Source organism: Rossellomorea marisflavi, assembly GCF_009806575.1.
GTDB lineage: Bacteria > Bacillota > Bacilli > Bacillales > Bacillaceae_B > Rossellomorea > Rossellomorea marisflavi_A.
The window spans coordinates 3600282-3624901 of the sequence record NZ_CP047095.1; the positions used below are offsets into that span (position 1 = coordinate 3600282).

General features: G+C 50.9%; 24 protein-coding genes and 1 pseudogene. 3 read left to right on the plus strand and 22 right to left on the minus strand.

Annotation, left to right across the window (positions count from 1 at the left end):
- Positions 1-357: 357 nt before the first annotated feature.
- Entirely contained in the window at positions 358-912 is a 555-nt protein-coding gene (locus tag D5E69_RS18740; RefSeq protein WP_048006719.1) for a GNAT family N-acetyltransferase, read from the plus strand.
- Between the two features lie 118 nt (positions 913-1030).
- On the opposite strand, the gene D5E69_RS18745 is transcribed toward D5E69_RS18740, so the two are convergent.
- From D5E69_RS18745 to D5E69_RS18800, 13 genes and pseudogenes are all read right to left on the minus strand, one after another.
- A complete protein-coding gene (locus D5E69_RS18745; RefSeq protein WP_159130034.1) occupies positions 1031-3892 on the minus strand; it encodes an ATP-binding protein in 2862 nt (953 codons plus the stop codon).
- The gene (locus D5E69_RS18750; RefSeq protein ID WP_048006717.1) at positions 3885-4250 is read right to left on the minus strand and encodes a response regulator transcription factor; all 366 of its coding nucleotides are present in this window, start codon (positions 4248-4250) and stop codon (positions 3885-3887) included. The genes D5E69_RS18745 and D5E69_RS18750 overlap by 8 nt, the downstream gene beginning before the upstream one ends.
- A gap of 2 nt (positions 4251-4252) precedes the next feature.
- A pseudogene (locus D5E69_RS18755) lies at positions 4253-7467 on the minus strand (hypothetical protein).
- Positions 7464-8876 (minus strand): glycosyltransferase family 2 protein, encoded by a 1413-nt coding sequence (locus D5E69_RS18760; protein WP_159130035.1) that lies wholly within the window; start codon positions 8874-8876, stop codon positions 7464-7466. The pseudogene D5E69_RS18755 and the gene D5E69_RS18760 overlap by 4 nt, the downstream one beginning before the upstream one ends.
- Complete coding sequence (locus D5E69_RS18765; protein ID WP_159130036.1) at positions 8873-9913, minus strand: HEAT repeat domain-containing protein; 1041 nt, start codon at positions 9911-9913, stop codon at positions 8873-8875. The genes D5E69_RS18760 and D5E69_RS18765 overlap by 4 nt, the downstream gene beginning before the upstream one ends.
- 5 nt (positions 9914-9918) lie before the next feature.
- A complete protein-coding gene (locus D5E69_RS23710) occupies positions 9919-10338 on the minus strand; it encodes a response regulator transcription factor (protein ID WP_249931517.1) in 420 nt (139 codons plus the stop codon).
- A complete protein-coding gene (locus D5E69_RS18770) occupies positions 10335-11501 on the minus strand; it encodes a diguanylate cyclase (RefSeq protein ID WP_249931518.1) in 1167 nt (388 codons plus the stop codon). Before D5E69_RS18770 ends, D5E69_RS23710 begins: the two co-directional genes overlap by 4 nt.
- Before the next feature lie 302 nt (positions 11502-11803).
- Positions 11804-12061, minus strand: coding sequence for an HPr family phosphocarrier protein (locus D5E69_RS18775; RefSeq protein ID WP_048006712.1), 258 nt, complete (start codon positions 12059-12061; stop codon positions 11804-11806).
- Positions 12062-12088: 27 nt separating this feature from the next.
- A complete protein-coding gene (gene whiA / locus D5E69_RS18780; RefSeq protein ID WP_048006711.1) occupies positions 12089-13036 on the minus strand; it encodes a DNA-binding protein WhiA in 948 nt (315 codons plus the stop codon).
- A 25-nt stretch (positions 13037-13061) separates the two neighbouring features.
- Entirely contained in the window at positions 13062-14027 is a 966-nt protein-coding gene (locus tag D5E69_RS18785; protein WP_048013413.1) for a gluconeogenesis factor YvcK family protein, read from the minus strand.
- A complete protein-coding gene (gene rapZ / locus D5E69_RS18790; protein WP_048013414.1) occupies positions 14024-14917 on the minus strand; it encodes an RNase adapter RapZ in 894 nt (297 codons plus the stop codon). Before rapZ ends, D5E69_RS18785 begins: the two co-directional genes overlap by 4 nt.
- Positions 14918-14968: 51 nt before the next feature.
- Entirely contained in the window at positions 14969-15427 is a 459-nt protein-coding gene (locus tag D5E69_RS18795) for an 8-oxo-dGTP diphosphatase (RefSeq protein WP_048013415.1), read from the minus strand.
- Between the two features lie 378 nt (positions 15428-15805).
- A complete protein-coding gene (locus tag D5E69_RS18800) occupies positions 15806-16522 on the minus strand; it encodes a GDSL-type esterase/lipase family protein (protein ID WP_159130037.1) in 717 nt (238 codons plus the stop codon).
- 544 nt (positions 16523-17066) lie between these two features.
- Here D5E69_RS18800 and D5E69_RS18805 point away from each other — a divergent pair.
- Positions 17067-17438, plus strand: a complete 372-nt coding sequence (locus D5E69_RS18805; RefSeq protein ID WP_048016200.1) for a VOC family protein — start codon at positions 17067-17069, stop codon at positions 17436-17438.
- 209 nt (positions 17439-17647) lie between these two features.
- Here the strand turns inward: D5E69_RS18805 and D5E69_RS18810 are convergent, their stop codons facing one another.
- Both D5E69_RS18810 and D5E69_RS18815 read right to left on the minus strand, forming a co-directional pair.
- Complete coding sequence (locus tag D5E69_RS18810; protein WP_156183433.1) at positions 17648-17815, minus strand: hypothetical protein; 168 nt, start codon at positions 17813-17815, stop codon at positions 17648-17650.
- An 80-nt stretch (positions 17816-17895) separates the two neighbouring features.
- Positions 17896-18210, minus strand: coding sequence for a MerR family transcriptional regulator (locus D5E69_RS18815; RefSeq protein WP_048006705.1), 315 nt, complete (start codon positions 18208-18210; stop codon positions 17896-17898).
- Positions 18211-18393: 183 nt separating this feature from the next.
- Here D5E69_RS18815 and D5E69_RS18820 point away from each other — a divergent pair, with 183 nt between their 5' ends.
- Positions 18394-18546, plus strand: coding sequence for a hypothetical protein (locus D5E69_RS18820; RefSeq protein ID WP_156185284.1), 153 nt, complete (start codon positions 18394-18396; stop codon positions 18544-18546).
- Between the two features lie 42 nt (positions 18547-18588).
- Here D5E69_RS18820 and trxB read toward each other — a convergent pair whose 3' ends face one another.
- The 7 genes from trxB to hisB all read right to left on the minus strand — a co-directional run bounded on the left by trxB (position 18589) and on the right by hisB (position 24619).
- Entirely contained in the window at positions 18589-19536 is a 948-nt protein-coding gene (gene trxB / locus D5E69_RS18825; RefSeq protein ID WP_048013419.1) for a thioredoxin-disulfide reductase, read from the minus strand.
- 128 nt (positions 19537-19664) lie between these two features.
- On the minus strand, positions 19665-21176 hold the full coding sequence (locus tag D5E69_RS18830; RefSeq protein WP_048006703.1) for a tetratricopeptide repeat protein: 1512 nt from the start codon (positions 21174-21176) through the stop codon (positions 19665-19667).
- A 123-nt stretch (positions 21177-21299) separates the two neighbouring features.
- Positions 21300-21923 (minus strand): bifunctional phosphoribosyl-AMP cyclohydrolase/phosphoribosyl-ATP diphosphatase HisIE, encoded by a 624-nt coding sequence (gene hisIE / locus D5E69_RS18835; RefSeq protein ID WP_159130038.1) that lies wholly within the window; start codon positions 21921-21923, stop codon positions 21300-21302.
- Positions 21920-22678: an imidazole glycerol phosphate synthase subunit HisF gene (hisF, locus tag D5E69_RS18840; protein WP_159130039.1), complete on the minus strand. Its 759-nt coding sequence runs from the start codon at positions 22676-22678 to the stop codon at positions 21920-21922. The genes hisIE and hisF overlap by 4 nt, the downstream gene beginning before the upstream one ends.
- Entirely contained in the window at positions 22672-23400 is a 729-nt protein-coding gene (gene hisA, locus D5E69_RS18845) for a 1-(5-phosphoribosyl)-5-[(5-phosphoribosylamino)methylideneamino]imidazole-4-carboxamide isomerase (RefSeq protein WP_159130040.1), read from the minus strand. Before hisA ends, hisF begins: the two co-directional genes overlap by 7 nt.
- Entirely contained in the window at positions 23397-24029 is a 633-nt protein-coding gene (hisH, locus tag D5E69_RS18850; RefSeq protein WP_063190649.1) for an imidazole glycerol phosphate synthase subunit HisH, read from the minus strand. The genes hisA and hisH overlap by 4 nt, the downstream gene beginning before the upstream one ends.
- A 2-nt stretch (positions 24030-24031) precedes the next feature.
- On the minus strand, positions 24032-24619 hold the full coding sequence (gene hisB, locus D5E69_RS18855) for an imidazoleglycerol-phosphate dehydratase HisB (RefSeq protein ID WP_159130041.1): 588 nt from the start codon (positions 24617-24619) through the stop codon (positions 24032-24034).
- Position 24620: the final 1 nt, after the last annotated feature.

Genomic DNA, 24620 nt, shown 5'->3' on the forward strand with positions numbered 1-24620 from the left:
ATATCGCAGAATATAGCACAGTACTGCTGGCCACAGCGAAACGAACTAAGACTTCCTTACCCTCACATATAAGGGGGATGGAGGGGAACTTAACCTACGGAACGAAACGAAGCCTTCCCTTCTTCACTCCCATAAATAGGGGGTGATAGGTGTGAAATTAACCTACAACACTCGTACATACCACAAAGTGAAGTGAAGCGGAGGCCGGCCGACTCCTATGGGAAAAGCGGGCAGGGTGAGACCCTGCAGGCTTGCCGAAGCGGCTCACCGCACGCCCCATGGAAAGCGGCCGGCCGCAGCGGAACGAAACGGACCAATAACCAACTACACAAACCACTATCAAAGGAGACCAACACCATGTTCACATTCCAAGTCCAACCAAACCTAACACTAGCCCTTCTCCAACCTCACCACGCCCAGGAAATCTACACCCTCGTCGACACCAACCGCCACCACCTCAAACACTGGCTCGGCTGGGTAGATAGCGTCCAATCACCCGACATCTACCGCGACTCCATCATCCCCGCCTGGCTCCAACAACTCGCCGCCAACGACGGATTCACCGCCGGCATCCGCCACCACGGCAAACTCGTCGGCATGATCAACCTCCACTTCATCAACTGGAAAACCCGAAGCACCAGCATCGGCTACTACCTATCAGAAGAAGCCCAAGGCAACGGAATCATGCAGGCCTGCGTCACCGCCCTTCTCCAGCACGCATTCGACGACCTCAGCCTGAACAAAGTCGACATCCAGTGCGCCGAAGGCAACAAGAGAAGCCGCCACATCCCCGAACGTCTCGGATTTAAACAGGAAGGCATCTCCCGCGACGCCGAATTCATCAACGGCCATTACAACGACATCGTCACCTACAGCCTACTTGCAAAAGAGTGGAGAGCAACTAGCAAATAGGGGGAACGGTTCCGATGTTACCTGAATGACGCACAAGAACCGTCCCCATGCGTCACATGAAAGCAAAAGGGACGGTTCCCATGCTTCCTGATGGAAGTACGGAAACCGCCCCTTCGTGTCATTCGATCGTTCGGTCTTCTGTCGGGACAAGGATATCTCCTTTTGTCCCTTTTTTCAATAGAAGGTGAAGAATGGTTTTTGATAGTTTGCTTGGATGATAGGGTTTCATCAGGTAGTCGCTTGCCCCTAGGGTCAACCCCTTTTCTTTCTCATCAAGGGCGGAGGAGATGATGATCGGTATGCCGGTCAGGCTCTCTTCCTTCTTGATTTCCTCAAGCACATCCCAGCCATTCAGTTTACCCCCAAGCATGATATCCAGGACGATGGCATCGGGTTTCGTCCGCTTCAGACGCTCGATGGCACTTGAGCCATTCGTCGTGTGATCCACCTGGAAGCCGCTCTCGGAAAGCTCTGTTGCGAGAAGGGATGCAAGGCTCATATCGTCTTCAATCACAAGGATGTTATGGCCGTTCCCCTGTTCTTCCTCCTTGAACGTATCAAGGGTGATGACCGGGAGGGTGACCGTGAAGGTGCTTCCTTTTCCGAGTTCAGACGACACGGTCACAGACCCGCCGTGGGCCTCGATGATTTCCTTGACGATGGTAAGGCCGAGGCCCGTGCCTCCGATCTTCCGCCGGTCTGAATTGTCGATCCGGTAGAATTTCGTGAAGAGCTTCCCGATTGCCTCTTCCGGGATGCCCAACCCTTCATCGCGGATCTCGATGGAGATCCGGTCTTCTTTTTCCTTCATGAGTATCGTGACGTCCCCTCCATCCGGTGAGTATTTCACCGCATTGCTGATGAGATTCGTGAACGCCTGTGTGAGTTTATCCCCGTCACCGAGGACGATGGTGCAATCCGTTTCCCTCCCGATCGTGAAGGTATGATGGGGGGAACTCACCTTCGTGAGGTCCACGATATTCCGGATGATGTCCAGGACGTCTTCATACTTCTTCTCAAATGTCTGTTTCCCTGATTCCATCCGTTGCACGTCAAGGAAGTCATTGATCAGGGAGGTCAGGCGCTGTGCTTCCTTGTAGATGGTGTTCAAGTATTTCTTCGTCCGCTCCGGCTTCAGGTCACGGGTCAGCATGAGTTCCGTAAAGCCCAGGACACTGGCAAGTGGTGTCCGCAGCTCATGGCTGACGGTGCTGACGAATTCCGATTTCATCTGGTCGACTTCGTATTCCTTTGTGATGTCCCGATGGACGAAAATGGTACCGACATGCTCCTCCTCGTGGTAAAGGGAGGTAGAATACACCTGGAAGACATCGTTTCCTTCTGTAAGCCTGTAGATCATGCTGTGACCCGTTTCCTGATTGCGGATGACATTTTGATAATAATCCTTGAGTTCATCACCGTTTTCCACCTGGGTGACAATGCTGCAGCCCCACTTTGAATATGGAGCATCTTTCAGGGCGCCCATGTCACTTCCGATGATCCTCGCAAACTTGGTATTCACCAGCAGGCTGTCGCCCATCGGGTCAACGAGCTGGATCCCTTCCTGGAGATTATTCAGGATATCCTGGTTCATGTGACGTACCCGTTCGGAATCCTCATAGAGTAGGATGTTCCTGAGAGAAATGGAGATCTGCTTCGCAAACCCTTTGTACTCCTGCTGTTCCTTGTCGGTGAATCCGTCACCGAAGCGGCTGAACACCATGAAGGCCTCCAGCTCTCCTTGAGCAGACAGGACCGGGATGAACAGGTCATAAGAATACATGGTTTCCTCATGATAGCCTTTTTCCGCTGTGACGAGCTCACGTTTTACACAGAACGGTTCCTTGGTCTCGAATAACCGCTGATGAAGACCATTCTGGATATGGGCAAGGAACTGACCGATGGCTTCCTTGGATACCCCGAAGGAAGCATGGGTATCCTGGTCATCCATGAGAACGATCATCCCCCGTGGTGCGCCCATGAGACTGCACATGCTCTTGACGATGCTTTCCAGTACCTCTTTCTTATTAAGGGAGTTCGAAATTCCATTGATGAATTCGTTCCGGCGTTCAAGCTGCTCTCCCCTGTCGCGCGCAAGATGAAGCAATCGTTCCAATTCCTCCTGCTGGACTTCGAGCTCATCCTGCTGGGCCTGGAGTTCTTCATTCTGGGACACAAGATGCTCTTCTTTTTCCTGGACGGTGAAGATCATTTTCTCAAATGCGCGGGACAGCTGGCCAATCTCATCATGGCGGTCCTTATTGAATGTCCAGTTTTGATACGTACCGGTCTCGGCGATATGTTGGGCGGAGGTGGCCACCTCTTCAAGGGGCTGACCGATCTGCTTGGCAATCGAGCGCATGATCCGCATCAGTAGGAGCAGCATGAGCAAGACGAACACAAGGAAGATGGTCTGACTCGTTGCTTCCTTAGCTCGGAGTTCTTCATAGGCTTCATCGGTGGATTGCTGGATGCCGTCATTATAATCATCGAGGTTCGTGAGAAAGTCCTCCACTTCTGCCGTGGCTCCATTTTTAGAGTTCTCCTGGATGGCCTCATCATCATTTTTATCCACCAAGTCAAACGTTTCATTAATGATGTTGTTGTAGTAAACATAGAAGTCTTTGACCGTTAAGGCAAAGGTGTCATCTTCCTCTGTAGTAGAGACGCGATCCAGTTCTTTGATCGTAATCTTTAATTCTTTCTTAAGGTCATTGATATTATCCTTGAACTCACTTCGTTTAAACGCCACATACCCGCGCCCCTCAAAGAAGATCCGGTTGAACTGCCGGTCAAGCTTCTGGGCGACTTCCTTCCGGTCATCGAGCTTGGCTTTCGTCTCATCGTACTCAACGGAAAGCCTATGATCGTACCAGTATAAACAGCCTGCTCCTATCAGGAACACGAGGATGAACCCTGTCATGAGGACAATGATCCTCCGTCTCAGGCTGGAATGGTAGAATTCAAGGAGTTTATCCATTCAGAATGTCCCCGATCTTCTCCATGAGTTCGACCGGGCTGTAGGGCTTCGACATGAAGTAGTCGGCACCGGCAGCAAGGACAAGGTCCTTATCCGCCTGCTGGTTCTTCGCCGATACCATCATGATCTTCACATCGCTCTTCCCATGGTGGTTCCTCACCTGATCGATGACCTCGAGGCCCGTATAGGCGGGCATCATATAATCAAGGACGATGAGGTCGTAATCGGTCCCGAGTATGTGCTCGATCGCTTCTTGTCCGTCGGCCGCTTCGTCGATGTCATATCCTTCATCTTCAAGGGTGTCGACCATGAGCATGCGCAGCACTTCTTCGTCTTCCGCAATCAAGATCTTCGCCATGTTCATTTCCCTCCTTTTCCATACGCTTCTTGCAGAATATAATAGGAATCTTTCAGTCTTTCATGGAAGGTCGGCTCTTCCCACTCTTTCCATGAATACCGGTAAAACGCCGTCGGATCCATGAAGCCGTCCTTCAATGCGGGATAGGCGTAGGATTCCCTCCCGTCTGTTTCATAAAGGCCGATATTGATGGAGTCGATTTTCTTCTTGCCTTCAATTCCCGTCTTCCACATATCCCCCATGGCATCCTTGAGGCTCGGATCCTTGATGTTCAGGAGCTGCCACGGGATGCGGATTTCGGTCATATCACCTTCAGGGATACGCTGATATCCGTGAGGGAGTCATATTCTTCATCCCCGGGGTTCGCCGTCCCGAACTGCATCTTGCCCGTTTCATAGGATTCGAACGGCAGGGTCTTGCCCTGGATCGTCAGTTCCTTATTCAAGGTCAGGCGGATCGGATGATAGACGCCGTTATCCTTCTTGCCCGCATACGGCTCCTTGTCGATCATCTCGAGGAGGTTCCCGTAGTGATAGTAGTAGCTGTCGTAATAGCTGTCGACGAGGAGTCGGGCGCTCTGATCCCCATTCATATGAAGGACGAAATCCACTCCTTTGGTCTTCACATCGTCGACCCCCGGGATGGTCGATTGACCTTGATCCGGGATCGTATCAAAGAGAAGATAAGAATCTTTATCTTTCACGGAATCCGTATCGACCCTCACGTATACATATCGTTCATCACTGGAAACGTAGAGGGCGTGGTCACCGTCCTCGAATGCAGGTTCAATGCCCTTGAACGCCCAGTCCTCTCTGCGTCCATCGACATGTAGGACGTCGGTTCGGTTCTTGCCGGGATCAAAGCTCAGGACGCCGAACTGCTGCTCATTGGTCTGGGCATTGGACCAGAACGGACGTCTGTCCGGATCATCGTAGTCCATCGTGTTCCATGTCCGTTTGAACCATTCATCCTGCCAGGTGAAGACCATTCCGCCGGCCAGGTTCTCCGCAATGATATCTTCAAAGAGCCTGCGGTCGATTTCACCCTGCTCTTTTTCAGAATGATGCCCTTGATCAAGTCCGTCGACATTCCGGTGGGTCAGGCCACGGGAGCCCGGCACACCAAATTCGGCAACGACGAGCGGCATGGTATGGTGCTTCTTCATATCATTCAGATAGCCTGCATAGTTGTTTTTCTCGCCGCGGTGATCGAGATAGTTGATGTACGCCGGCTCATAGTTGAGGAAGTCCGGGTAGTACGGATAAATATGATACGATGCGAACAAACCCGTATGCAGCTGATCCGTTGCTTTGATGACGTTCGGGTCCACCGATACCATGTCTTCCTTCTCAGAAGGTTCATACGGATGGTCGAGGAGATCCGTGGTCACCCAGTTGGTGAAGCTGACAGGGCGCTGCCACTTATAGGTGGAGGTCTCATACGATACGGCTTCATCCATCATGGTGGAGATCCATACCTCAAATGGCTGGGCCTTTTCCGTATAGAGATACTCACCCTTCAGATCCTTCATGCCCTTATGTTTTTCGTTCGTCGAGAGGACCACTTCCGGATCCCACTCGACCCCGAACACCCAGCCGAGGACGTAAGGCGAAATATCATATTTGTATTGACCAGAAGCATGGCCAGGACGATCGGGAATGTCTGCATTCCCGTGGATCAGATCGACCGTGCGTTTGATTTCATCCTGGAATTCTTCGGTGTTTTCCTTGGCGAAGGCATCCTTCGTCTTCAGGAAGATCTCTTCATTCACCCATACCCCGTGGAAGAGGTAGAGGGGTTTTTCAGCCATCTGATTGTATTCATAAAAGGCTTCATAGAACTCCGGAGGATGGATCGTATAGACCCGTAGGGAGTTGGCATTCATGGCTCCGATCTGCTTGAACCATCTCAGGTACTCTTCCTTGGTGATGGCCGTCTCGCCGGGGAAATGTCCGGGCTTGGCAATCCCCATGTTGACGCCCTTGATGGTCATATCCTTCCACTTGCCGTCCTGGTTGATCTGAACGTAGTCAGATCCCACCTTGCCCGCAAGCTTGATGCCGTCCACGACTTCCGTTTTCTGCGCTTTCGCCTTGGGCTCATCCTTCTGGCGATGGATCCTATCGAGGATTGTGTCCATCATCGGGGCATACGCCTTCCAGTAGAATGCCGTTTCTTCATCCGGTCCCGAGCGCCCCGTCCACTTCCGCCATGTCGGCAGTCCTGATGTCTGATACAGATTCGGTACGTCCGGCTGGTCGGCGAAATCACCGCTGAAGTAGTATGTTTCGAATTGACGGTTCTCTTGGTGGATCACAGCCGGGAAGCTTGTCGGCAGATTGATCCCCTTCAGCTTATCTTTTCCCTTGTCGGTAAGGGACATGGAATACTCGGCCAGCACCTCGTCCGGATTGATGGCTTCGACGATATCGAACCAGTAGGAATAGGCAACCGACATGTCTTCACCGAATTCCCCTTCCCCCTTTTTGGTGGTGGAGAAGATGGCTCCTTTATCGGTGATGTCGTCCCCGTTCAGGATCATCAGGCGATCCGACCGGTCGACGAGGACGAAGCCGCCACCTTTGAACGCATAATCCTTCCCGTACTGTTCTTTATAGTTGCTGCGGACCCACTCCGGGACCTCTTCGCTCGTCATGTCGGGGAAATAACGCCCGATCCACCCTGACCATTCAAGGTTGAAAAGGGAGTAGAACTTACGCCTGACCTTTTCATCCGTGGGATCGGCCATGGAGTTGAACTCGGCGATGATGGTCTTTCCTTCATTCAGGGCCATGGACTTCAGGGAATCGATTTCTTCTTCCTCAAGCCCTCCATACACCTTGGAGGAGCGGGAACCGGAGACATTTTCCGTATCCAGGTCTTCTTCATACACCCCGTATGTATCGGTGATGTAGACAGCATCATAGCCTTCAGCGGATTCCGGAACGGATGAACCCTTTTCTTCCTTAGGGTCATACCCGACATAATCTTGATTTTCTTGATAAATACCTCCGTCGCTCTTCCTATATTTCTGCTGATTCAATAGCCACATCAAGCCTTTATGCTCCCGGTAGCTTTCATCGGGAACGGTCTTATCCACGATCATCAGATCAAGATCTTTCTTCCCCTTCAGCTGCCACACCCAAAATGGGGAGGTCAGGAGCAGGACGATTCCTATGATGAAGATCAGGAAGCCATATCGTTTCAACTTGTTCATTTGGATACTCCTTTTCTCGCCATTTCACCCCAGCCCCGCTTCTTGCGGAGGAAGTCGATGATGCCTTCACAGCGCCACAGAACGGTCAACGGGCGATACCAGAGGGTCTCTGTTAGGGAATAGAAGAATAGTTTCATAATGTCAGATGCCTTCGGATACTTCCGGATCGTCCATTCCTCCAGCAGCACAGCTGACATGGAAAGGATCGAACCATAGAAGATTGATAATAAGAATAATAGGATGGCAAACTCCAGATATACGCCGCCGAACAGCAGCGAGACAATCATGATGAGATAGCCCGTGAGCTCCACGACCGGTCCGAGGAACTCGATGATGAGGAAATAGGGCATGGACACCATGCCGATGGAGCCGTATTTCGGATTGAACAGGAGCTTTTTGTGGATCCAAAGGCTCTCGAACAGTCCGCGGTGCCATCTGCTCCGCTGTCTCCGCAAGTATTTCATGGATTCCGGTGCTTCCGTCCAGCTGACGGGATCCGGGACGTAGACGATTTGTTTGTCTGCCTTCTCTTCTTTCACGAATCGATGGAGCCTCACGACGAGTTCCATGTCTTCCCCCACCGTATGGGCATAGCCCCCGGCCCGGATGACCCAGCTCTTCGAGAAGACGCCGAAGGCCCCGGATACGATGAGGAGGAGATTGTGCCGGCTGAGTCCGATTCGTCCCATCAGGAACGCTCTCAGGTACTCGATTACCTGCATGACGACAAGCGGAGAACGGGATAACCCGATCTTCACGATCTCTCCGCTCTCGATGTCACATCCATTGGCGATCCGTATGCTTCCACCTGAGGCGATGACGTCTCCATCAGATTCGATGATGGGCTTCATGACCTTGAGGAAGGCGGACCGCTCAAGGACCGAATCCCCGTCGATTGAGCAGAAATACGGGAAGTTGGACACATTGATCCCTGCATTCAGGGCATCGGCCTTCCCTCCGTTTGCTTTATCGACGACAAGGAGGTTCTTATACAGCTTCGATTGATAGACCGCTTTGACGGGCTGGGTTTCGAGCTGCTGCCGGATGACCCACTTGATCTTCACCAGCTGGAACGTCTCGATGAGCTTCTCAAGGGAATCATCCGTCGACCCGTCGTTCACGATGATCACTTCGTATTCCGGATACTCGATGCTCAGGAGGGACCGGACCGTGGCCATGATCCCGACGGATTCATTATAGGCGGGCACCAGGATCGATACCGGCTTCGTCTGGGAAAGATGAAGGAGCTCTTCATACGGCTCCCAGTCGTCAAGCTGATACGATTTCCGCAGCTGGAACATGGAGATCACAAGCAGGATTGTATAAAAAGAGATGACGAGAATCATATAAATGAGAACGAACCACCCGATGCCGAGCAGGACGTTTCCCCATGCGTCTGAAATGTTCATGTGATCCTGCCCCTTTCCAACCATTGTTCCGCCATATCCCTGGCATAAAGATCTTCTTCTGATACAGCCATTTCCTTCAGGATTTCTTGACCCCGTTCCAATCGCATGATGGCCTGGGCCGCCTGCGACCGCACATAGAAGGACGGATCCCTCATCAAGCCGATGAGAAGGCCTGTCAATTCGGGATTCCGTACGTATTCACATACCTTGATGGCCATGAGGCGTTCCTGCCATGAGTCTGACTCCAGGTGTTCGGCAAGTAAGTCAGGCGGAAGATAATGCTCCATGGCCACGATTGCTTTCAAGGCACGGATCCGGATTTCGGAAGATGCCGATCCGAGCTTCTCCTCCAAAAATCCTGCATAATGTGGATTCTGCCTCATGCCGATGCTATCAATAAGGGAATGATGCATGACCTCCGGCAACTCCCCTGCCGCCTCCATGAGTCCCTCAAAATCTTCATTTCCAAGGGCTTGGAACAGAAGGCTGTACTCAAATTCCGTGAATTCATGCTTCGGATGCATAAGGGCTTTCATCACATCGGATGATCCATTCTTGATGTAGATTTTGAGAATCTGTATTTCTTCCTGTTTGGTCAGTCTGCGTGATTGATAGACCCTGTCGAGTTCGACTGTCATGGTGCGCATCCCGAAGTCCTCGATCCAGTACAGACCATTCATCCGCATACTCCACCGCCGGTGACGGAGATGCTTCTTGATCTCCCCGTCAAAGTGGTCCTCTGCGAAAAGGCGGATCCTCATAAGGATATCTTCGCTTGCGAATGTTTGGGAGAAACCAGCCATCAGCTCGATCAATGCCCTGATTTGAAGGGGATCCCTTCCCACTTCAACTTCCTCCGCTCCTTCCCTGAGGAAATGGAAAAGAGGAAGCTGGAGTTCCTCTTTATATGCCTCTATACTTTCACGCTTCTTCGTTTCTCTTATTTTTTTCATGACGAGATAAAGAAAGATCGAGAATAAGATGATCAGGAAAATCCCGAGCATCACGACAAAAAACAACAGCTCATCTTTGAACAATGGCCTTACCTCATTCTTTTCAGTATTTGATTCAAACGCGCCTCGAGCTCAAGAAGCTTGAAGGGCTTGGTGATGTAATCATCGGCTCCAAGCTGCAGGGATCTCGAGATGTCACGTTCGCTTCTTCTCGAGGTCAGCATGATTACTTTGTAGCGATCGGAATCCTGACGGCGTCGCAGGTGTTCCAGTACCTCCAGGCCATCCATCTTCGGCATCACCCCATCTAGGACGACGAGGGTCTGTTCACGGCCATGCCATTCATCATAGAGGAAGGATTCGCCGTTATCGAATGTGTTGACGTCGTAACGCACCCCCGCCTGTTGCGGAAGCTTCTCCACGATGTCACTCATCACCGTCCGGATGATGGGGTCATCATCCACGATGGCCACCTTGATGATCTTCTCGTGGGAAGGGTCGAGCTTCAAGACCTCGGATTTAACCCGGTTCCGCCCCCTTCCTTCGCTTCATACAGAGCCGTATCAGCGAGACCAAGCCAGTGTTCGAACGGTTGGCCGGGATCGGTGATCTCGGCCACTCCCGCTGAAAACGTACAGCTGAACGCCTCTCCGGCAAAGAAAGTATGAAGGCTGAAATCTTCACGGAGGACATTCAATTTGGCCACCGCTTCATGAAGGGAAGCTCCGTGAAACAGGATGACGAACTCTTCTCCACCGTAACGGAAGATGATGTCCTGTGCCCCCACCTTTTGTTTAAGGTAGCCGGCAAACTCCCTAAGCACTTGATCTCCGATTAGATGGCCATATGTATCATTCACCTTCTTGAAGTGATCGATATCGAGGATCGCCACGCATAGCTGACGATCCCCTTGATCCTTCAGTCTGGAATACGCTTGTTGAAGATACTTCCGGTTATACACATGGGTGAGCTCGTCAATGAGGACGAGGGCTTCGAGGTGTTTCTTCCGTTGAAGCTGACGGTCGACCCTGACAAGGAATTCATCCATATCCACAGGCTTTGCCATGAAGTCATCGGCCCCCACCCTATAAGCCTTGACCCGTACATCCTTGCTTCTATCGGCACTCATCATCACAGCAGGAACATAGTGGCTTTTCAGATTCTGCTTGAAGGAATCAAGCTCTTCATCATCCGCCATATCCACATTGAGGATCGCGCAGTCGGGGCGGACATCATAGTAGAGACCAATCGCCTTTTCCGTACTGACGACAGGCACCACATGCCATCCCTCTGCTTCTCCTTTTTCTTTTGCCTCCATCAAAAACTGGGTATCCGTATCCATGATGAGGACAACCGGCCCCTCTCCCCTACGCTCGTACTTCCCGGAGAAATCGGGGATCTCTCCTTCTACATGAAGATAGCAGGCTTCGATGATGTCAAAGAGTTCATCCCGTATTTCGGACATACTCCAGATACGTGAATCCTTCTCCTTGAGCCCATCCATGATGATACGTGCCTTCTTACCGATTGCATCCAAGCCCAAAACAGAGGCAGACCCCGCCAGTGAATGGATGAAACGATAGACCTCTTCATGCGGAATCTTCTCTACCGCTTCCCATTCCGACAGCTTCTTGCGAATATTTTCAAAGAAATGCTTTGTATACTTATCCATATACCCGTCTTCCTTTTCTCATTGATCGGCTGATCTTTCAGCCGTAGACCGTCAACATAGCTAACTAATTATACTCCTGCCAAATCATCTTATCTAGATACTTTATTAAGCATTTTTTCTTCATATGTAAGAAAAAACCTCTCACTCCCCAATGTACCAAATTCCGTAATCCTCTTCCATGAAAGAATGGCTGAAACAGGGTAAAATGAGACATTTTTAAGGGGTCTCCTCTTCTTTTAGAAAAATAAGGATGTTTGACCCATTAAAAAATCGGCGCCCTATGGTACGGACGCCGATTTTCATTACCCCTCGGTCGAAACAAATTCTTCAAGTGCTTTCACTGCCTCATCCTCATCGCTTCCATCCGCAATCAGGTTGACGGAAACGCCGGTGCCGACAGCCAGGCTCATGAGTCCCATGATGCTTTTGGCATTCACTTTCTTCCCATCCTTCTCAAGAAAAATATCGGATGAGAAGCGATTTGCCTCCTGAACGAATAGTGCAGCGGGCCTTGCTTGAAGACCGGTTTTCAATTTCACTTCTATGCGTTTTTCTACCATTGGACACTCTCTCCCCTTTGTCGTCGATTACGAATGGATTTTCTCGCCCGCCCTGATTTTTTCAGCAAGCTGATCGATTTTGCGCAAGCGATGGTTGATTCCTGATTTACTGATTGTCCCTCCGGATACCATTTCACCTAGTTCCTTCAGGGTCACATCCTGATACGTCACGCGCAGCTCGGCAATTTCCCGGAGCTTATCCGGGAGCACCTGGAGCCCCACGTGCTTCTCGATGAACTTGATGTTCTCGACCTGTCTCAATGCTGCACCGATGGTCTTATTCAGATTGGCGGTTTCACAGTTTACAAGCCGGTTGACCGAATTCCTCATATCCCTGACGATCCGGACATCCTCGAATCTCATGAGGGCATTATGGGCCCCGATGACATTCAGGAACTCCGTGATCTTCTCTGCTTCCTTCAGATAGGTGATGAAGCCCTTCTTGCGCTCAAGGGTCTTGCTGTTGAGCCCGAATGAGTTCATCACCTCTGACAACGCTTCGTTGTGTTCTGCGTAAAGAGAGAAGATTTCTAGATGGTAGGACGAGGTTTCCGGATTGTTCACGGATCCCCCTGCAAGGAAGGCCCCGCGCAGATAAGAACGCTTACAGCACTTCTTCTTGATCAGGTCTTCGGATATATTATGGATGAAGGTGAAGCCCTCACCGAGTATCTTCAAATCCTCCAGGATCATCTTCGAGTCTTCCTTGATCCGGACGATGTAGACGTTATTCTTCTTCAGCCTCATTTTCTTCCGGACAAGGAGTTCCACGGGGGTGTCGTATCCCTTTTTGATCAATGTGTAGATCCTTCTGGCGATGGCAGCATTCTCGGTCTGGATGTTCACCACAAGCTGCTGATTGGAAAAGGACAGTGATCCGTTCATCCGGATCAGTGCTGAAAGCTCGGCATTCGCACAGCAATCCTTCACCTCGATATTGGTAAGTTCCTTTTTCGTTTCTGACGCAAACGACATCCCCATCACCTCCTAGCAAACAACATTATTTCTCCAGTGACTCCTTCAGATATGAAAAGATCATATCGGCCACCTTCTCTGTATTATGACGCACAAGCTGGTTTTCGTAGGATAGAATATCCTCCGCCACCACTTCGAGCCCCATGGACGACAGCTTCTCCACATCGTAATGGACAGGCTTTGCCTGCTCTTCACGGTAGAGGGCCTTCACTTCTTCCGGCACCTGCTTCTTATTCACAAGCACGCAGTCGATGCACGGCACTTCCATATGATCAAAGATCGCCTTCACATGGTCACTCGCGGAGTAATCAAGCGTTTCTCCCGCCTGGGTCATGATATTGCATATATAAAGCTTCTTCGCTTCTGACCGGCAGATCGCTTCACCGATACCCGGTACAAGAAGATTCGGCAATATACTAGTATATAGACTTCCCGGTCCCATCACAATCAAATCGGCTTCGTCGATGGCGCGGACTGTTTCACGCAGCGGTTTCACCGAATCCGCGTCGATGAAGACGCGCTTGATCCGTTTCCCCGCTTCAGGGATACTTGATTCTCCCGTCACGATGGAACCGTCCTCCATCTCGGCTTTTAGCACCACGCTCTGATTTGCAGAAGGAAGGACCTTCCCGTTCACATTCAGGACGCGGCTCATCTCCTGGATCGCGTGGACAAAGTCCCCCGTGATCGACGTCATGGCAGCAATGATCAGATTGCCTAGTGCATGACCGGACAGCTCATTTTCCGTCTCGAATCGATGCTGAAACATCTGTTCAATCAATGGCTCTACTTCAGACAGGGCCGCGAGTACGTTCCGGACGTCTCCAGGCGGAGGGATGTCCAGGCTGTCACGCAGCCGGCCGGAGCTCCCGCCATCATCTGCGACGGTCACAATGGCCGAAATATCGATCGGGTGCCGCTTCAATCCCCGGAGGAGGACAGGAAGTCCTGTCCCTCCACCGATTACGACAACCTTAGGCTGATAGGTCATGTTGTTATGCCCTTTCTCTTCTGGATGTCCCGGTGGGAAATGATGGTCTCATAATCCACTTCAAAATGATGACCGATATACTCCGCCAGGGCGACGGAACGATGCTGACCGCCCGTGCAGCCGATGGCGATCACAAGCTGGCTCTTCCCTTCCCGCTTATACTGAGGAAGCATGAAGGAAAGGAGATCCGTCACCTTCTCGATGAACTTCGACGTCTCATTCCACTTCAGAACGTAAGTCGATACATCCTCATCGAGGCCCGTCCGTGGACGCATGGACTCGATGTAATGGGGATTCGGCAGGAAGCGCACATCGAACACCAAATCGGCATCGATCGGAATGCCGTGCTTGAATCCGAATGAGACGACATTCACAGTGAAGATACTCTGTTTATTCACGGAGAACTCCGTCAAAATCTTCTCGCGGAGCTCACGCGGCTTCATATCCGACGTCATATAAATCATCTGGGCGCGACCTTTCAATTCCTCCAACAGCTCCCGCTCCTGCTTGATTCCCTCAAGTGGAAGACCTGCAGGTGCCAGCGGATGGGTACGGCGCGTTTCTTTGTAGCGGCGGACAAGGGCCGCATCATCGGCATCCAGATATAGGATCTGAGGCGTCACCCAAGACGTTTCCGCCAGTTCATCCAGTGATTTAAAGAGGTGGTCGAAGAACTCCCTTCCCCTGAGGTCCATGACGACCGCGACTTTATTCATCTTATTACCCGACTCTTTCATCAGTTCCAGGAACTTCGGAAGCAGGGTCGGCGGCAGGTTGTCTACGCAGAAGAATCCCAGATCTTCAAAGCTCTGCATGGCGACCGTCTTGCCGGCACCCGACATCCCGGTGATGATGACTAATTGTACTTCATTTACTGAACCCGTACTCATGCTCTTCCCCCCTGTAAGGTTTCTATCTATCTGCTTTCGTGTAAACCCTATTCAGCTCGGATCCAATCGGTAGGACAAAAGCTTGAAATCTGGTGTATAGGTGAAGGTTCCATAAATGGTCTTCTTTCCGTGCAGGAGGTAATCGAGGATATGGAAATCCCCTTCTGCCATCGGAAGCTCCCGGATCTCTTCGATATTATGCCACTTGATCGTTCCTTCCTCCGACTCCTGGAAGTTCACGCCATCGGCTTCCGTTGCGAAGAACGAGAACATCATCCACTCCTGGACAATCTGATCTCCGTCTTTGATGATGAAGGTGAAAACCCCCTTCAAATCAGGATTCTTCAAGTAGATCCCCGTCTCTTCCCGATATTCGCGGATGACGGCGTCACGGATCGATTCACCGGACTCCATCTTGCCGCCGGGCGCGACCCACCAGTTCCTTCTCGGTTTCTGAAGAAGGAGAACCTTGTCTCCATCCTGATATAAACAATTCGTAACTCTCTGCACTCCATTCACCTCAATCCGACTATGGGGATGTACAGCTCCCCCATTCTTTATCATTCTTTTCATTATACTATGAACGCATACAAGCTACAATGTCTGCGGTGGCGGGACAATGTCGATAAACATCGAATAATTTGTCCAAATCCCGTTGCCCGCAGACCAATACAGGCCATCCAGCTTCACTGTTACAGTTTTGTGGCAAAAAAAAGAGACACAGGCGAGTCCTGTGTCTTAAAAGGGATTTATTACTTAAAAGGGGGTCAATTTCTTATTTTCTATATTACCCGATAAATATTGCACCTGTGTTACAGCAGATTTAAAACGGTATTACGGAATTGTTAACCTTTGTCGAATCCTTGCTGACCCTTGTCGAAATGCGCATTAAAAGGTATAAGAGTCCATAATTTGATCCGCGATCAGGTCGTATCCCTTCCCGTTCGGATGAAGGGAATCAGAGAAATATTCTCCCTTCGATTTTCCTTTGAACAGGGGATTGGACGAAACGTATTTCACATTTTCTTTCTTCTTCACTTCCTTGATGATCGTCTCATTCCAATCATCCACATAGGCTTCGATCTTGTCGCTGTCCCGGTCCGGATACGGATTATACAGCCCGATCACGAGAATCGGAGCATCTTCATTCATCGTGTGAAGGGTATCAATGATTTCGTCAAGATTGTCCAGGTACTCTTCCTTCGCCGCCATGATTTTATCATGGTGAAGGGGCTTGAAGTCTCCGCCATTGCTTTTGATGAGATCATTCGTCCCGATATTGATGATGAACAGATCGGCATCGGGCAGATCCTTCGTCACGTCCGGCTTCATGAGCTGCTTTTGCAGCTGGCTGGACTTTTGACCAGGGATGCCCAGGTTTTCGAATGAGTAGGTTTCATCCGTCTTTTCTTTGTTCACCTTGTCCTCCAGGCGACCGATGTAACCTGAGTTCTCCTTGTCCCCTTTTCCGTATACGAGGGAGTCTCCGAGGGCGACCACATATTTTTTGTCTGCGGCTTCTTTTTTATCTGTGAAGAATAAATAATATGCTCCGGCCAGGAGGACCACAACCACCAGCACTCCGACCATTTTCCACACTTTCATCTTACCCCGACCTTCCGTTTAAACTTGGATGTATGTGTGGTTATTTTCCCTGAAAATGCGGTTATAATCCTGTTTATTTTTGGATGGGTGGATTTTGTGAGGGAAGTCCTATTTTTGAATGGGGGTCCCGTTGTGATGGGGGCGTTTCGCTGCGGCCGGCCGCTTTCCATGGGGCGTGCGGTGAGCCGCTTCGGCAAGCCTGCAGGGTCTCACCCTGCCCGCTTTTCCCATAGGAGTCGGCCGGCCTCCGCTTCACTTCACTTTGTGCGTGGTAGAAAATCGTGCTGGATTTTACAGGGTGGGTTCATCATTTTCTTTGTTTATCGGGATGCGGTGTGGCGTGCGGGACCGGTTCGCTTCGCTTCGGTCTACTAGGCTAGCAGGGATAAATTGAACTTCATTGTTTGTCTCATCCCAACTCTGATGATTAACGGAAGCATTCAGTAGATAAACAAATCTTTTTACATGCGCAATGAAGGAAAATGATGGGATAACAAAGAATGAGAACATTGAACATGTTAATCTATTTCAAGGAGTGAAACGTATGAGTACATCGTTTATTGAACAAGTGCATTATAACCGAATCCCCGTAAAAGACCTGGAGCTGTCCGCGCATTGGTATAGGGATATCCTGGGGCTCCAATTGCTGTCCCATAACGAGGAGCTTGCGATATTGAAGATCAATGAAGGTCCCTCCCTCCTCATCCTCGTTCCTACGCGGGATGAAACATATGCTCATTTCACCATCGATCAGGAACAAGCGTTCAGCATCGCATTCACCTCCCCGGACATACCCGGATTTCATCAGCACCTAACGGACCACCAAGTCAAAGTCGATAACATCCAACACGATGAAGGCCACGCCTACTTCCACTTTCACGACCCCGACGGTAACAAATTTCAAGTTCATTGGTGAGGATGTTCCCATCACATGTTCGCAAATAGACTAAGGTGAAGAGGGTTTATCATATAGGACTGCAATGAAGAAGAGGGCCTCTATTTTTTCGAGGATCTGGAACAAGTGAACCATAGAGCAGCGGAAATCAAAGCAGTCTCCTATCACCTACCCATGCAACAGCAAGTGACCCCACAGGACATCAAATGACCAGAACAGCACAATCACCATCAATCATCGAAGAGTGCAGTGCAGCGGAGGACGGCCGACTCCTTCGGGAATAGAGGCAAGGTTGAGAGCCTGCAGGCGCAGCCGAAGCGGCTCAACTGCCTCCCAGCAGGAAAAGCGGCCGACCGCAGCGAAACGGAACGGTCCCTTACAATCACACACCAATCCAAACACTCTTCCTCACGCCACTCTCATGAACAAAATAAAAACCGGACTCTCCGCGGAAAGAGTCCGATTTTCATTTGATTCCCTATTTCTTTTGTACTCCGAACCGTGCATTCAATTGACCCCTAATCATTTTCTGCTTCGCTTCGTTTTTCTCTTTTTTAGACAGCTCGTGTTTGATTTCCTTGGTCGTGACGCCTTCCTCCCGCTGGTCGGCAATATCCATCAATCGCTCCACATCACGGAACGAATACTTTCGGTACCCCCGATTGGACCGCTCAGGGAAAATCAGATTCTTCTCTTCATAATACCGGATTTTTCTCTCTGTCAAACCGGTGAGCTCACTGACGACCCCAATGGAAATCACTTTTTTATCCTTATAGGAAGGCTCCTTCTCCACACTCACTCATCCTCCTGAAAAGGGAATACCCTGATTATACATGAAACATCCTGAATTTGGATTGTTATGTGAGGAAACCTGACAAGAAAAATAGAATTTAGGTAGAAAAGCTTACATAAAGGATGAAATCGCCTGTAGAATCTCTTACACTTTTCTCAATTAGGTAGAAAGGGAGTGGATTTGTTGCCTTTTTTGCGCGAAGCCGTTGAGAAACAGAAGGAGCAGTTCATCTGTCGACTGGTGAAGGAAGGGGTATACGAGCGGAAGGAAGATGCGGAAACGTTGACCTTGACCGAGCTTGCCCTGCTTTTGGAGAACCATTTGAGAAAGAAATAAAAAAAGCCCTGCGGACTTTGAGTCTGCAGGGCTTTCACCGTATTATACCGGCTTAACCTTTTCTTTCAGTTCTTCTACATAGTGCTGGACGGCTTGAGCCGCGATGCTTCCATCACCGGTTGCGGTAACGATCTGACGAAGCTGTTTCTCACGTACGTCACCAGCCGCGAAGATGCCGGGCACTTTCGTTTCCATTTGTTCGTTCGTTTCGATGTAGCCTTCTGCATTTGTAATGCCGAGGCTTTCGAATGGTTTTGTCAGCGGAAGCATACCGATGTAGATGAACACACCGTCTGCTTTAAATTCTGTTTCTTCTCCGCTTTCAGTGGACACGAGTGTCACACTTCCGACTTTCCCGTTGCCTTCGTTGATTTCTTTGATGGTATGGTTCCAGATGAAATCAACTTTTTCGTTATCGAATGCGCGCTGTTGAAGGATCTTCTGGGCGCGCAGCTCATCGCGACGGTGAACGATGGTCACTTTGTTCGCGAAACGGGTGAGGTATACCCCTTCTTCTACGGCAGAGTCTCCTCCTCCGATGACAACGAGGTCTTTGTTTTTGAAGAAGGCACCATCACATACAGCACAGTACGAAACACCGCGTCCGCCGAGTTCTTTTTCACCAGGGACACCGATTTTTTTGTATTCGGCACCTGTTGTGATGATCACGGCACGTGCTTTGAATTCTTTTGAACCGGTTTTGATGATCTTGTACTCTTCCCCGTCGATGATTTCCTTGATGTCGCCGTATGCGTATTCCGCTCCGAATTTCTTCGCGTGGTCGAACATCTTGTTGGAAAGGTCAGGACCGAGGATCGTATCGAATCCAGGGTAGTTTTCGACCTCTTCCGTGTTGGCCATCTGCCCGCCTGGAACTCCCCTTTCAAGCATGAGGGTGGAAAGGTTCGCACGGGATGTATATACTGCAGCCGTCATGCCTGCAGGTCCTGCTCCGGCAATGATGACATCATAAATTTGCTCTTCTGACATAGCTGATTCTCCTTCCGAACAGAGTTCTTATTTAAATACTATGGAGGGTGGACCGTTTGGTTTCCTCCTTAGTATGAACTTCCTACGTCTATCCTATAAAATTAGGAAAGAACCGTCCAAATATATGCTCAGGAGAGGTAATCCTCAACGGTAGCGATATATTTTGTCAATGTGGACGGGGAAATCCCGTATCGTCCGCTGACTTCCTTCTTTGTCTTCGCTTCGCTTCTGAGGCGATACCACGTGTACTCCAACGCAGCCGCGAAGGCCTTTGTATTCTTAAAGTCTTCTCCTTCTTTTAAGCCCCTATACGCAACGGTGAACCATGTAAGGTACAGGCCGGACGTGACACTTGAAATCGGATGGTGGTTCTTATACAAGTGAAGGGCGGTCGCATGGATGGACTCAAGCATCTCATTCACCTGCACCGACTTCCCTCCCCGGCCATTCAGGATCTGGGCAAGGTAAAGCTTCTCCACAATGGACAAATCATCGATTTCACAAAAATCGGCATGGGAAAGAATCGCTTCCTGATAATCAGACACAGACAGCAGGAATAGCCCGAATAGGCGCTCTTCAGCATCTTCGCTTTTGAGCTTTTTCAGGATCGATGAGATATGATTCTCAAATCCTTCGCCTTTCGGTTTCCCGCTCCATGGTTCCTGTCCTTCTTTTTCCGGGGCCAGGTCGAGCACCTTCTTCCATGCCTTCCGGGCCGTATCGTGCCTTCCGGTTTCAAACGCTGAATGTGAAAGCCAGTAAAAGAAGCTTGCATCTCCTTCAAAGCCCGTCTTTTGCAGTGACTTCAGCCATTCATAGCCTTTCTCCGCATGACCGATGAGGGCAAAGGTCGCGCCGAGCTTATAGCGATGCTCAAAGTTGATCGGACGCACTTTTTCCAGGCCGAGAATGAGCTCATCCAACTCATCGAATCTCCGCTGATAAAAGTAGAAGACGGCGGTATTGCACAAGGCGTGCAGATTCCCCGGGTTCTTCTCCAACACTTCTTCCAGAGTGGAAGCGGCCTGTTCCACTTCACCAAGGTAAAAGTACGCGAGGGCCAGATTGTTATAAGCAGACCAGAATTCGGGATACTCCTTGATCACACCTTGAAGGGTATCGGCCGCCTTCTGGAAGTTGCCTGCCTCCAGCTGCGTTTTCGCTTTTTCCTGCTTGGCGATCAGGTCATCATGTTCGTACAGCTCATCGGTGATCAGGTCGGAATCCAATTCGAGGAGCTCGAGGAGGTCTTCGGCGTCTTCGGCAAATTCACCGAAGCGGTCCTTTTCAAGGTAGGCGGACACCTGTTCATATGCTTCCTTGAACAAACCGAGATGCGCATAGTTGTTTGCAAGGAAATAATGGCACTCGCTCATGCGCGGATCAAGATCCTTCAGGATTTCATGCAGCAGCTCATTGGCTTTTTTAAAATCACCGAGTTCTGTGAGGACGATGGAAAGCTGACATGCGATCATCGGCTCCAATGGTTCCAGTTGTAATGCTCTATTTAAATATTTTAATGATTTTTTCAGTTCACGATGGTGGTATGCTTTCATCCCTTTCGTGAAGTAATACTCACCAGTTGGGACGAAGGACAGCACCTTTGCTTGCTCACTGACTGTTTTTGACCCTTTTTTCATCAAAATCCTCCGAAACGTTCGTAATGTAACTACCGTAGTATAACACACAACGCACCTCTACTGAACTACCATATTTTAAGGGGCGGCCACCTGCAGGATATGCAGGGACCGCCCCTTGAGGGATTACTTATTATGACGCTCCAGCAACACGTTGAATACGTCATCCAATGGAAGTTTCTGCTCTCTCAGGAGGACCAGGACGTGGTAGAAGAGATCGGCGGTTTCCCACTTCAGCTCTTCCGGGTCGCGGTTCTTCGCCGCGATGATGACTTCTGATGCTTCCTCTCCGACTTTCTTGAGGATCTTATCGACTCCTTTTTCAAAAAGGTAGGTCGTGTAGGCCCCTTCCGGACGCTCTGCGTCGCGGTCGGCGATGAGCGTTTCCAGCGTCTTCAGGATTTCTGCCCCGGTCGAAGCCTTCTCCCCGTGTACGGTTTCACTGAAGCAGCTTTCTGCACCGGTGTGGCACGCCGGTCCTGCCTTCTCGACCATCACGAGGAGGGCATCCTTATCGCAGTCCCACGTGATGTTCCGTACCTTCTGGGTGTTCCCGCTCGTTTCCCCTTTATGCCAAAGTTCCTGACGGGACCGTGAATAGAACCAGGTCTCTCCGGTCTCCACCGTCTTCTTCAATGATGTTTCATTCATATAAGCCAGGGTCAGTACTTCCTTCGTCCCTGCATCCTGGATGATGGCAGGTACGAGTCCCGCCTCATCATAGACGACATCTGCAAGCCATTCTGTCATCGTACATGCACCTCCTGCGTTCGTAAGTATCGTTTGACTTCTTCTATGCTTGTTTCTTTATAGTGGAAAATCGATGCAGCAAGGGCGGCATCGGACCGTCCTTCAGTGAAGGCTTCCTTGAAGTGCCCGGCATTGCCTGCCCCACCGGATGCGATGACCGGGATCGAGACGGCTTCACTCACCGCCTTTGTCAGTTCAAGATGGAAGCCGTTTTTCTCCCCGTCGCTGTCCATGCTGGTAAGGAGGATCTCACCGGCCCCAAGGGATTCTGCTGTCTTTGCCCACTCGATGGCATCGAGGTCGGTCAGCTTTCTGCCACCGTGGGTGTAGACGCCGAATGTCCCGTTCTCTACATCCTTCTTCGCATCGATGGCGACGACGATGCACTGGGAACCGAAATAATCTGCGCCTTCCTTGATCAAATCCGGTCTCAGCACCGCCGCCGTGTTAAGGGAAACTTTATCGGCACCGGCACGGAGGATCCGCTTCATGTCATCGACGGAATTGATCCCGCCGCCGACGGTGAACGGGATTGCAAGCTCTGCTGCTACCTGCCGCACCACTTCGACCATCGTTTCGCGCCCTTCATGGGACGCGGAGATATCAAGGAATACAAGCTCGTCTGCTCCCTGCTCATCATAGGCCTTTGCCAGCTCCACCGGGTCGCCTGCGTCACGCAGTTCGATGAACTGGATGCCTTTGACGACGCGTCCTTCCTTTACATCGAGGCAGGGGATGATTCGTTTCGTCAGCATGATGTCACCTCTTTGATGGCTTCAGCCACGGTGAATTTCCCCGTGTAGAGGGATTTGCCGCAGATGGCTCCACCCACGCCGCTTTCCTTCAGCGTCTTCAGGTCATGAAGGGAGCTTACCCCACCTGAAGCAATGACGGAGGCGCCGGTCGCCTTTGCCAGTTCCCGGTTCGCCTCGACGTTGGGTCCGGACAACATCCCGTCTGTTGCGATATCCGTGAAGATGAATGTCTTCGCCCCTGCATCGGCAAGGTCCTTCCCGAGGTCAATGGCGGTAAGCTCCGACGTCTCAAGCCAGCCATGGGTGGCCACATAGCCATCCTTCGCATCAAGCCCGATGACGATCCGGTCTCCCCCGTAGCGCTTGATCCAGGTTTTCACGAGTTCCGTTTGGGATACAGCGATGCTTCCAAGGATGACCCGGTCGACCCCTGCATCAAGGTAATAGTCAATATCGTTTTCGGTACGGATCCCTCCACCGATCTGCACCTTGGCACCGAGGTTTTTGGCGACGTTCAGGACATGCTCCCCGTTGACCCGGGAGCCTGCTTTCGCCCCGTCCAGATCCACCATATGGATCCAGGACGCCCCTTGGTCCACGAAGCCTGCCGCCATGTCGAACGGAGAGTCTCCGTAGATGGTTTCCTGATTGTAATCCCCTTGGATCAGTCTGACACATTTGCCTCCGCGCATATCAATGGCGGGATAGATGGTAAAACTCATGCTCTAACCTCCACACGTGTTGTGAAATTCTTGAGAAGTTCCATGCCCAATTCTCCGCTTTTCTCAGGGTGGAACTGCATGCCGTATACATTGTCACGGCTCACGACAGCCGGGATCCGCACGCCGGCGTAGTCGGCGGACGCGACAGTCACATCCGGCTCTCCCTCGTGAACGTAGTAGGAGTGGACGAAATAAACGTACCCTTCTTCCAATCCTTCGGTCAGGATGGACGGCTTGGCGTAGTTGAGGTGATTCCAGCCCATATGGGGCACTTTATACGTGTTCCCGTCCTGATCTTCCTTGGGGATGCGGACGACCGTTCCCGGCAGGAGCCCAAGTCCCTTTGTACGGCCGTTTTCTTCACTATCATCAAACAGGAGCTGCATGCCGAGGCAGATGCCAAGGAGCGGCTTCCCTGTGTGTACAAAGGCCGTGATCGTTTCCTTCAGATGAGTGGACTCCAACAGGGCCATGGCATCCTTGAACGCCCCGACACCAGGGAGGATGATCCCGTCCGCCTTCAAGAGTTCTTCTTGATCATCGCTGATCACATACGGGACACCGAGCCTTTCCAGTGCTTTGCTCACACTGAATAAATTCCCCATGCCATAATCGACGATTCCGATCATGATTACAGCATCCCCTTCGTCGACGGGATCCCTTTCACGCGGGGATCGATCGTCGTTGCTTCATCAAGGGCGCGCCCGAGAGCCTTGAAGATCGCCTCGATGATGTGGTGGGTATTGTGGCCGTAATGAACGATGACGTGAAGATTCATCCGCGCTTCCAGGGCGAGCTTCCAGAGGAATTCGTGGACAAGCTCCGTATCGAATGTCCCCACTTTCTGACTCGGTAGCTCGGCACGGAATTCCAGATGCGGACGATTGCTCAAGTCCACCACGACTTGGGCCAAGGCCTCATCCATCGGAACAAGGGCAGAACCGTATCGCTTGATCCCCCGTTTGTCACCCAGGGCTTCCATCAGTGCCTGTCCAAGACAGATGCCGATATCCTCCGTTGTATGGTGATCATCCACTTCGATATCCCCATTCGCTTCGATGACCGTATCGAACTGGCCGTGCTTGGTAAAGAGGTCGAGCATATGGGTCATGAACGGCACCCCGGTCTCGATCTTCGAGTTCCCTTCCCCGTCGACTCCAAAAGACAGGCTGATATTGGTTTCATTCGTCTTACGTGTGATGGTCGCATTTCTCGTCATG